The organism is Kitasatospora sp. NPDC059160, from assembly GCF_042755465.1.
Taxonomy (GTDB): Bacteria; Actinomycetota; Actinomycetes; order Streptomycetales; family Streptomycetaceae; genus Kitasatospora.
In genome coordinates this window covers 94,152-103,069 of record NZ_JBHZCN010000021.1, presented here as the reverse complement: position 1 = coordinate 103,069, position 8,918 = coordinate 94,152, and the positions used below count along the sequence as shown (strand labels likewise).

Below are 8,918 nucleotides of genomic sequence, written 5' to 3'. Positions count from 1 at the left end.
GGGCGCTTCGTTCTTTCGTGTTTCAAGCTTATCAGATGTTTTCCGCTCCGTTTTCCGGAGTTTCATTCATCGGATTCACTTTCCGCTTTGTCGCCTTGGTCTCCCGCGGCGACTCCGGAACTGTACGGGGACCGACCCGCCACATGCAAATCGCCTCCGCCCGGGGTCCGGGCGGAGGCGATGCACTGTCAGGTCCGGGTGTCAGGCCCGGCCCATCTCCTCGGCGATGGCCGCCGCGAAGGCGTCGATGTCGGCCTCCGTGGTGTCGAAGGAGCACATCCAGCGGACCTCACCGGTCTGCTCGTTCCAGAAGTAGAAGCGGTAACGCTTCTGCAGCCGCTCGCTGACCTCGCGCGGGAGGATCGCGAACACCGCGTTGGCCTGGACCGGGCGCACGACCTCGACGCCGTCGATCTTCCGGACCGCGGCGTCCAGGCGGCGGGCCATCGCATTGGAGTGGCCGGCGTTGCGCAGGTAGAGGTCGCCAGCGAGCAGCGCCTCGAACTGGACGGAGACGAAGCGCATCTTCGAGGCGAGCTGCATCGAGGTCTTGCGCAGGTACTTGATGTTGCGCACCCGCTCCGGGTTGAGCACCACCACGACCTCGCCGAGCAGCAGGCCGTTCTTCGTGCCGCCGAAGGACAGCACGTCGACGCCCAGGTCGGTCGAGAAGGCCCGCATCGGCAGGCCGAGCGAGTCGGCCGCGTTCGCCAGGCGGGAGCCGTCCATGTGGACGAGCATGCCGAGCTGGTGGGCGTGGTCGATGACCGCGCGGAGCTCGTCGACCGTGTAGAGGGTGCCGAGCTCGGTGCTCTGGGTGATGGACACCGCGAGCGGCTGCGCGCGGTGCTCGTCGCCGAAGCCGTAGGCCTGCTGGTCGAGCAGCTCGGGGGTGAGCTTGCCGTCCGGGGTGGGGACGGTGTGCAGCTTGATGCCGCCCATCTTCTCCGGCGCGCCGCCCTCGTCCACGTGGATGTGGGCGGTGTCGGCGCAGACCACGGCGCCCCAGCGCGGCAGCAGCGCCTGGAGGGCGACCACGTTGGCGCCGGTGCCGTTGAAGACCGGGTAGGCCTCGGCCTTGTCGCCGAAGTGGCGGCGGAAGACGTCCTGGAGGTGGTTCGTGTAGTCGTCCTCGCCGTAGGAGATCTGGTGGCCTCCGTTGGCGAGGGCGATCGCGGCGAGGACCTCGGGGTGCACGCCCGCGTAGTTGTCGCTGGCGAAGCCGCGGACGGCGGGGTCGTGTCGCCGTACCGCGTCCGTACGGGTGAGGTCGGTCATCGGGCTGTCAGCCACAGGTGCTGTCCGTTCAGTTCTGCTGCGGGGCGGTCCCAGAGGTCCGCCAGGTGTCCGGCGAGGTCGGCGGTGTCGGTGAAGCCGGTGAACTTGGCCTCCGGCTTCTCGGCCCGCATCTCGGGGCTGACCAGCGCCTTGATGACCAGGATCGCAGCCGCGGCGGTGGGCTCGCCGTCCGGGGAGGTGGTCTCCTTCTTGAAGGAGTCGGCCATCGCGAGGGTCCAGGCCTCGGTGGCGGCCTTGGCCGCCGCGTAGGCGGCGCCGCCCGCGGTGGGCTTGTGCGCTGCCGCGGCGGAGATCATGGCGTAGCGGCCGGCGGAGCTGCGGACCAGCGCGGGCTGGAAGGCCAGCGAGGTGTGCTGGAGGGTGCGCACGACGGTGTCGTGCAGGAAGTCCCAGTCGTCCAGTCGGCTGTCGAAGAAGGTCTTGCTGCCGCGCCAGCCCCCGACCAGGTGGAACACGCCGTCGACGTGGCCGTGCTCGGCCTCCAGGTGGTCGGCCCAGTCGTGGACCTCCTGCGGGTCGAGCAGGTCGATCACCTGACCGCTCACCTTCGCTCCGCGCACCGCGACCCGGGTGGCGTCCAGGGCGGACTCCAGGCGCCGGGGGTCGATGTCGGCACCGATCACGGTGGCGCCCTCGGCCGCGAGGCGGCGCAGCACGGCCTGGCCGGCCGGGCCACTGGCTCCGGCGACCGCGATGACCTTGCCGGCCAGCTTGGTGGAGGGGTTGGCGGTCACGCGGCGACTCCCTGGATACCGGCGCCGGTGATGCCGGCGGTGGCGGCGATGACGCCGCGGAGCTTCTTGGACAGGGCCTCGTAGAACATGCTCAGCGGGAACTCGTCCGGGAGCACGGCGTCGCACAGCGCCTTGTTCAGGGCCTTGCCGTCGGTGAGGTCGAGCGGGAGGGCCTCGGGGCCCTTGGCCCAGGTGGAGGCCGGGTGCGGGGTGAGGTAGCGGGAGACCAGCTCGTAGGCGGCGATCCAGTGGGCCGGCTTGGGCCGGTCGATGCCGTCGCGGTAGAGGGTCTCGATGTCGGCGCAGAGGGCGTTGGTGACCTGCGGGGCGCGCTCCCAGTCGATGGTGAGGCGGTTGTCGCGCCAGCGCAGCGCGTCGTGCTTGTGCAGGTACGCGAAGAGCAGCTGGCCGCCCATGCCGTCGTAGTTGCGGACGCGGTCGCCGCTGACCGGGAAGCGGAACAGCCGGTCGAAGAGGATCGCGTACTGGACGTCGCGGGCGTGCGGGTTGCCCTCGGTCTCCAGCTGCACCGCCTCCTTGAAGGTGGTGAGGTCGCAGCGGAGCTCCTCCAGGCCGTACATCCAGAACGGGCTGCGCTGCTTGATCATGAAGGGGTCGAACGGCAGGTCGCCGTGGCTGTGGGTGCGGTCGTGGACGAGGTCCCACAGCACGAAGGTCTCCTGGGCGCGCTGCTGGTCCTCGAGCAGGCCCTCGGCGTCGGCCGGGATCTCCAGGCCGAGCTGCTGGACGGCGCTGGTGGTGACGGCGCGGAAGCGGGCGGCCTCGCGGTCGCAGAAGATGCCGCCCCAGGTGAAGCGCTCCGGCGCCTTGCGCACGGCGACCGTCTCGGGGAAGAGCACGGCGGAGTTGGTGTCGTAGCCGGCCGTGAAGTCCGTGAAGGTGATCGGCACGAACATCGGGTTGTCGAACCGGGTGCGCTCCAGCTCGTCCAGCCACTCGGGCCAGACCACGCTCAGCAGGACGGCTTCCAGGTTGCGGTCCGGGTTGCCGTTCTGGGTGTACATCGGGAAGACGACGAGGTGCTCCAGGCCGTCCTCACGCTGCTCGGCGGGCTGGAAGGCGAGCAGCGAGTCCAGGAAGTCGGGCTCGCGGTAGCCGGTGTCGGCCCACTTGGCGAGGTCCGCGTCGACGGCCTTCAGGTAGGCGGCGTCGTGCGGGAAGTGCGGGGCGAGCTCCTCGATGGACGCCCGGACGTCGGCGACCAGCGGGTCGACGGTGTGGCGCTGGACCGCGGACAGGTCGATGGAGCCGTCCTTGGACTGCAGCGGGCGCAGCGTCTCGACGGCCTCCTTCAGGCGCAGCCACGCCGGGTGAGCGGCGAGGGTCGAGGCCGGGGCGTCGGCCGCCGCAGCGAGCCTTGGCGAAAGATTCTGCATCGTGGACTCACTTCGACAGGAGTTATTTCAACGAGGACACCATAAGTACGAAAGGTTCTCCCGTTCAAGGGGGTCCGAACCGGCAAACCTCCCGTGTGCCGCCGCTCCGGCCCCGGATTCTCCGCCGGAGCCCCGGTTGTCCGGCATGTGGACGGTTTCCTGGATGTTCTGGACAGCCGTGCCGTCCTGATGCGAACCTCCCCGCATGCTCCCGGAGGTGATCACGGTGGCCGAGCGCCATGACAACCCGTTCCGGGCGCCCTCCCGTCAGCAGGCCTGTTGTCCCTGCCGCCGCCCGCACAGCCGCTGCCACTGCCGCCGCTGTCGCTGATCCGGCCCGGGGCGCCGCGGACGCGGGCCCGTACGCCGACCATGCCGTGTGTGTTCCGGCGCCGCCACCGGGGGAAGTGACCCGCCGGGAAGCGGCCCGCCCGGTCCGGCCCGCAGCACCCCTGGCCCCTCCCCCCGTCCCGCCCGGTCCTCCCCTGGAGCCCTGCCATGAGCCTCCGCAAGCCGTCCACCGCCCTGCCCCTCGCCGCGCTCGCGGTCGTCGCCGCCGTGCTCTCCGGGTGCGCGCCGCAGGACGCCAAGTCCGACGGGGCCGCCGCCTCCGGCGCCCCGGGCACCGCAGGCGCGGCCGCGGGTTGCGCGCCGGGGGCGCTGGCCACCCGGACCGTCGGGAAGCTGACCGTCGGCACCGACAAGCCGGCGTACGACCCCTGGTTCTCCGAGGACAAGCCGGAGAACGGGAAGGGCTTCGAGTCGGCCGTGGCGTACGCGGTGGCGGAGAAGCTGGGCTACCCGAAGGACAAGGTCGGCTGGGTGGTCGCGCCGTTCGGCAAGGCGACCGCGCCGGGCGCCAAGGACTTCGACTTCGACATCAACCAGGTGTCCATCAGTGACGAGCGCAAGCAGGCGGTGGACTTCTCCTCCGGCTACTACGACGTGCGCCAGGCCGTCATCGCGTTGAAGGGCTCCAAGGCGGCGGGGGCGAAGAGCGTCGCCGACCTCAAGGGCGCCAAGCTGGGCGCCCAGGTCGGCACCACGAGCCTGGACACCATCACCGACACCATCAAGCCGAGCACCCAGCCGGCCGTGTTCGACTCCAACGACCTGGCCAAGGCCGCGTTGAAGAACGGTCAGGTGGAGGCGCTGGTCGTCGACCTGCCGACGGCGTTCTACATCACCGGCGCCGAGGTGCCTGAGGCCCAGGTGGTGGGGCAGTTCGCATCCGCCTCGAAGGCCGAGCAGTTCGGGCTGGTGCTGGACAAGGGCTCCCGGCTGACGCCGTGCGTGTCGCAGGCGGTGGACGCGCTGCGCGCGGACGGGACGCTGGCCGGGTTGGAGAAGCAGTGGCTGTCGGACGCCGTCTCGGCGCCGGTGCTCAAGTGAGTGCGGAGGCGGGCCCGCCCGGGCCGGTCGACACCGCCGCAGCCGCGGCCGGGTCCGCCTCCCCGGCCGGGGAGGACGGGTACCGCCCGTCCGAGCGGCGGCTCGCGCACGAGGCGTACCGGCGGGCCCGGGCCCGCCGCTCGGCGCTGGTCGCCACCGCCTCGACCCTGCTGACGGCCGTCGCGCTCTACCTGCTGGTCGTCAACTCCCCCGGCTGGGCGGTGACCCGGCGGACCTTCTTCAACCTGGACTACGCCCGCCAGGCGCTGCCCGAGGTGCTCCGCGGGCTGCGGCTCAATCTGGAGCTGATGCTCGGCTGCGGGGTGCTGATCATGGTCTTCGGGCTGCTGCTGGCGGTGCTGCGGACGCTGCGCGGGCCGGTCTTCCTGCCGGTGCGGCTGCTGGCCATCGCGTACGTGGACTTCTTCCTCGGGCTGCCGATGATCATCTGCCTGCTGGTGATGATCACCGGGGTGCCGGCGCTGCGCCTCACCGGGGTGACCACCGATCCGCTGCTGCTCGGCGGGGCCGCGCTGGTGCTGACGTACTCGGCGTACGTGTCGGAGGTGTTCCGCTCCGGCATCGAGTCGGTGCACCCCAGCCAGCGGGCCGCGGCGCGCTCGCTGGGGCTGACCAACGCGCAGGCCATGCGGTTCGTGGTGCTGCCGCAGGCGGTACGGCGGGTGGTGCCGCCGCTGCTCAACAACCTGGTGAGCCTCCAGAAGGACACCGGGCTGGTCTCGATCGGCGGCGCGATCGACGCGGTGTACGCCGCGAAGATCATCGCGGCGCACTCCTTCAACTTCACGCCGTACCTGGTGGCGGGGCTGGTGTTCATCGTGCTGACCGTTCCGCTGACCCGGTTCGCCGACTGGCTGACCGGGCGGATGAACCGTCGGCAGCTGCAGGGGGGTGCGGTGTGACCGGGACGGAGGTGCTCCGGCTGGAGTCGGTGCGCAAGAGCTTCGGCGACCAGGTGGTGCTGCGCGACGTCGGCCTCGCGGTGCCCGAGCACTCGGTGACGGCGCTGATCGGGGCGTCCGGCTCCGGGAAGTCCACCCTGATGCGGTGCGTCAACCTGCTGGAGGGGATCGACGACGGCGCGATCTTCCTGGACGGCGAGGAGATCACCGACCCGCGCGCCGACGAGGACGCCGTGCGGCGCCGGATCGGGGTGGTGTTCCAGTCGTACAACCTGTTCCCGCACATGACGGTGCTGGAGAACGTCACGCTCGCCCCGCGCCGGGTGCACCGGGTCGGACGGGCGGAGGCCGAGGAGAAGGCGCTCGCGCTGCTGGACCGGCTCGGGCTGGCGGCCAAGGCCCGGGAGTACCCGGACCGGCTCTCCGGCGGACAGCAGCAACGGGTCGCCATCGTCCGGGCGCTGGCGGCCGGGCCGCGGCTGCTGCTGCTCGACGAGATCACCGCGGCGCTCGACCCGGTGCTGGTCGGGGAGGTGCTGTCGGTGGTGCGGGACCTCAAGGAGCAGGGGATGACGATGGTCCTCTCCACCCACGAGATGGGGTTCGCCCGCGAGGTCGCCGACCAGGTCTGCTTCCTGGACGGCGGGGTGGTGCTCGAACAGGGGCCGCCGGAGCAGGTGTTCGGCGATCCGCAGCAGGAGCGGACCCGGCAGTTCCTCAGGCGGATCGTCGCCTCGGGGCGGCTCCAGGGCTGAGCCGCCGGTACGGGGGCGCTCGGGGGGCGTGGGTCTCACCGGGTGGATCGCACCACGCCGGTCACCACTGTGCGCCCCCGTACGCGCCCTGGCCCCGCCGGGGGCGGAGCGGTGATCGTGGACGGGACGATCGTCCGCGCCCCGGGAGGCCGCCGTTGCACGGACCCACCCTGGTCAACTGGCTCCTCGCCCTCCTCACCGCGACCGCCGGCGCCACCTGCCTGACCCGCCTTCGGCACCCCTCCTGTGCCGCCGCGCCCCACGGCGCGCACCGCGCCCACCCGCCGCTCGCCCGGGAGTCCGACGCCGCCGAGGCCCTGATGGGGCTCGGCATGGCGGCGATGGCCGTCACCGGCGCCACCGTCCCGGCCGCCGTCTGGGCCGTGCTGTTCGGCCTCCCGGCGGCCGTCTTCCTGCTCGCCGCCCTGCAGACGCCCCGCGGCCGCGGCCACCGGCTGCACCACGCGGTCGGCGCTCTCGCCATGACGTACCTGGCCCTGGCGATGACCGTCTCCCCCGCCGGCCACCACCACCCCGCTGCCGCCGGAGCGCCCCTGCTGACCGGCGCCCTGCTGCTCTACTTCGGCGGCTACGCGCTCTGGACCGGCGCCCGGCTGCTGCGCACCCCGGCCGGGACCCTCGTCGTCGGTACCACCGGCCTGCCGCAGGCCTGCCGACTGGCCATGGGGATCGGCATGTTCGCCATGCTCCTGACCATGTGACGCTCCCGGCTCGCCCGACCCAGCGCGGCCCGACCCAGCGCGGCCCGGCCCGGGACCGGCGCGTGGCGTTGGTCACTGGCCCGCCGAAAGCCGTTCCACCGGGCGTTGCCAGCGCATAGGTTGGCAGGGAGCGCGCTGTCGCGCTCCGTGCGCACTCGGGGAGCCCATGCGATGACTGCCCTGACCGGCCTGCTGCTGCTCGGCCTGCTGCTCGCCACCGTGGTGCCCCGGCTGCTGGCCCGGGCCCGCTGGGTGGAGCGCGAACCGGTGCTGGCCCTGCTGGTGTGGCAGTGCGTCGTGGTGGCCGTCCTGCTGTGCTGCGCCCTGGGCCTGGTCCTCGCCGCCTCCGCCGCCGAGCCCGCGCTGCGCGCCTGGGTGTTCTCCGGCGCCCCGTACGGCGTGGAGGCCGCCTACGGCCTCCAGGACGCCGAGGGCTGGGGCCGGCTGTGCGCCGCGGTGCTGGCCGCGGGGGCGCTGCAGACGGTGCTGGCGCTCACCCGCGAGGTCCGTACGGCCAAGGCCCTGCGCTCCCGTCGGCACGCCCAACTGGCGACCAGGGCGCCGGAGTTGCCCGAGGCGATCGAAGCCGCCCGGAGCCGCCGGGAGCGGCTGGTGGTGCTGGAGAACGTCCGCCCCGAGGCCTGGTCGCTGCCCGGCCCGAACTCCCGCCTGGTGGTCACCACCGGCGCCCTCCAGCAGCTCACCGACCGGGAGTTGGCGGCCGTGCTGAGCCACGAGCGCGGCCACGTCCGCGCCCGGCACCACTGGCTGCAGCAGTTCGCCCAGGCGCTCGCCTCCGGCTTCCCCGGCGTCCGGGTGTTCCGGGCCTTCCGCGACCAGGTGGCGGAGCTGGTCGAGCTGGCGGCCGACGACCGGGCCGCCCGCCGGCACGGGCGGCACACCACCGCCCTCGCGCTCGCCGAACTCAACCTGGACCGCGGGGTGTTCGGTTCCTGCCCGCCCGGTCTGGCGCAGTCCCCGAAGCGGGTGGACCGACTGCTCGCGGGCCGCCCCCGGCTCTCCGTCCCGCACCGGCTGCGGCTGACCGCCGTCGCGCTGGCCGCGCCCGCCGCGGTCGTCCTGCTGGCCGCCGCGCCGGGGCTGCACTCACTGCTCTGAGACCGCCGACGACAACCGACAGGGCATGGAACACAAGCACCGCACAGCACAGTTGAGGTGGCGTCAGTCCTGGTTCCGGGACTCCCCACAGAGCGGGGCGAACCGGCCGCCGAGGGTCTGTCCGAGCACCTCCCGGTGGAGCGGCCGGGCCTGGTCGTAGCGCTCCCGCCCGGCCGGAGTGAGGGCGATCATGATGCCCCGCCGGTCGCTCTCGCACATCGCCCGGGTCACCAGCCCGCTCTTCTCCAGGCGGGCGATCAGCCGGGAGAGCGCGCTCTGGCTCAGGTGGACGGTCGGCCCCAGCTCGCTGGACCGCAGGGCCTGTCGGCCGTCGGCCACCAAGCCCTCCACCAGGCGTTCCAGCACCTCGAACTCGCTCATGCCCAGCCCGTACTTCTCGCCGAGCTCACGGTCGAGCGCGCAGACGGTCGAGGCGTGCCGGGCCAGCAGCTCGCGCCATTCCGCGATCAGACCGGCCTCCGCCGAGGCTTCGAGGGGGTCGAGTTCAGCCACCCCGCCAGGTTAGCACGTGCATCGTAAATTTATGCGTTCACATCTAATTCATTTGCATTGAATG

Annotated in this window: 9 protein-coding genes; 5 read left to right on the top strand and 4 right to left on the bottom strand. The window is 72.3% G+C overall.

The features are described from left to right. Positions 1 to 201 precede the first annotated feature (201 nt). The 3 genes from ACFXOZ_RS11860 to ACFXOZ_RS11850 are packed head-to-tail and all read right to left on the bottom strand — an operon-like array spanning position 202 to position 3,430. On the bottom strand, positions 202 to 1,278 hold the full coding sequence (locus ACFXOZ_RS11860) for a threonine aldolase family protein (protein ID WP_380400519.1): 1,077 nt from the start codon (positions 1,276 to 1,278) through the stop codon (positions 202 to 204). After that, the gene (locus ACFXOZ_RS11855) at positions 1,275 to 2,033 is read right to left on the bottom strand and encodes an SDR family NAD(P)-dependent oxidoreductase (RefSeq protein WP_380589642.1); all 759 of its coding nucleotides are present in this window, start codon (positions 2,031 to 2,033) and stop codon (positions 1,275 to 1,277) included. Before ACFXOZ_RS11855 ends, ACFXOZ_RS11860 begins: the two co-directional genes overlap by 4 nt. Then, positions 2,030 to 3,430, bottom strand: a complete 1,401-nt coding sequence (locus ACFXOZ_RS11850) for a DUF6421 family protein (protein WP_375895962.1) — start codon at positions 3,428 to 3,430, stop codon at positions 2,030 to 2,032. Before ACFXOZ_RS11850 ends, ACFXOZ_RS11855 begins: the two co-directional genes overlap by 4 nt. Positions 3,431 to 3,928: 498 nt before the next feature. On the opposite strand from ACFXOZ_RS11850, the gene ACFXOZ_RS11845 reads away from it, so the two are divergent. The 5 genes from ACFXOZ_RS11845 (at position 3,929) to ACFXOZ_RS11825 (ending at position 8,341) form a co-directional block, all read left to right on the top strand. Next, positions 3,929 to 4,822, top strand: coding sequence for an ABC transporter substrate-binding protein (locus ACFXOZ_RS11845; protein WP_380522646.1), 894 nt, complete (start codon positions 3,929 to 3,931; stop codon positions 4,820 to 4,822). Then, entirely contained in the window at positions 4,819 to 5,745 is a 927-nt protein-coding gene (locus tag ACFXOZ_RS11840) for an amino acid ABC transporter permease (RefSeq protein WP_380589639.1), read from the top strand. Before ACFXOZ_RS11845 ends, ACFXOZ_RS11840 begins: the two co-directional genes overlap by 4 nt. Beyond that, on the top strand, positions 5,742 to 6,500 hold the full coding sequence (locus ACFXOZ_RS11835) for an amino acid ABC transporter ATP-binding protein (RefSeq protein WP_375895953.1): 759 nt from the start codon (positions 5,742 to 5,744) through the stop codon (positions 6,498 to 6,500). The genes ACFXOZ_RS11840 and ACFXOZ_RS11835 overlap by 4 nt, the downstream gene beginning before the upstream one ends. A 155-nt stretch (positions 6,501 to 6,655) precedes the next feature. Next, positions 6,656 to 7,222, top strand: a complete 567-nt coding sequence (locus ACFXOZ_RS11830; RefSeq protein WP_380522643.1) for a DUF5134 domain-containing protein — start codon at positions 6,656 to 6,658, stop codon at positions 7,220 to 7,222. A gap of 171 nt (positions 7,223 to 7,393) precedes the next feature. Then, positions 7,394 to 8,341: a M56 family metallopeptidase gene (locus ACFXOZ_RS11825; protein WP_375895948.1), complete on the top strand. Its 948-nt coding sequence runs from the start codon at positions 7,394 to 7,396 to the stop codon at positions 8,339 to 8,341. 63 nt (positions 8,342 to 8,404) lie between these two features. On the opposite strand, the gene ACFXOZ_RS11820 is transcribed toward ACFXOZ_RS11825, so the two are convergent. Beyond that, entirely contained in the window at positions 8,405 to 8,854 is a 450-nt protein-coding gene (locus tag ACFXOZ_RS11820; protein WP_380522642.1) for a MarR family winged helix-turn-helix transcriptional regulator, read from the bottom strand. Between the last annotated feature and the right edge of the window lie 64 nt (positions 8,855 to 8,918).

Excerpts from the sequence above, each read along its gene's own strand:
- ACFXOZ_RS11825 (WP_375895948.1), top strand. The coding sequence starts at position 7,394 with ATGACTGCCCTGACCGGCCTGCTGCTGCTCGGCCTGCTGCTCGCCACC.
- ACFXOZ_RS11850 (WP_375895962.1), bottom strand. The coding sequence starts at position 3,430 with ATGCAGAATCTTTCGCCAAGGCTCGCTGCGGCGGCCGACGCCCCGGCC.
- ACFXOZ_RS11860 (WP_380400519.1), bottom strand. The coding sequence starts at position 1,278 with ATGACCGACCTCACCCGTACGGACGCGGTACGGCGACACGACCCCGCC.
- ACFXOZ_RS11845 (WP_380522646.1), top strand. The coding sequence starts at position 3,929 with ATGAGCCTCCGCAAGCCGTCCACCGCCCTGCCCCTCGCCGCGCTCGCG.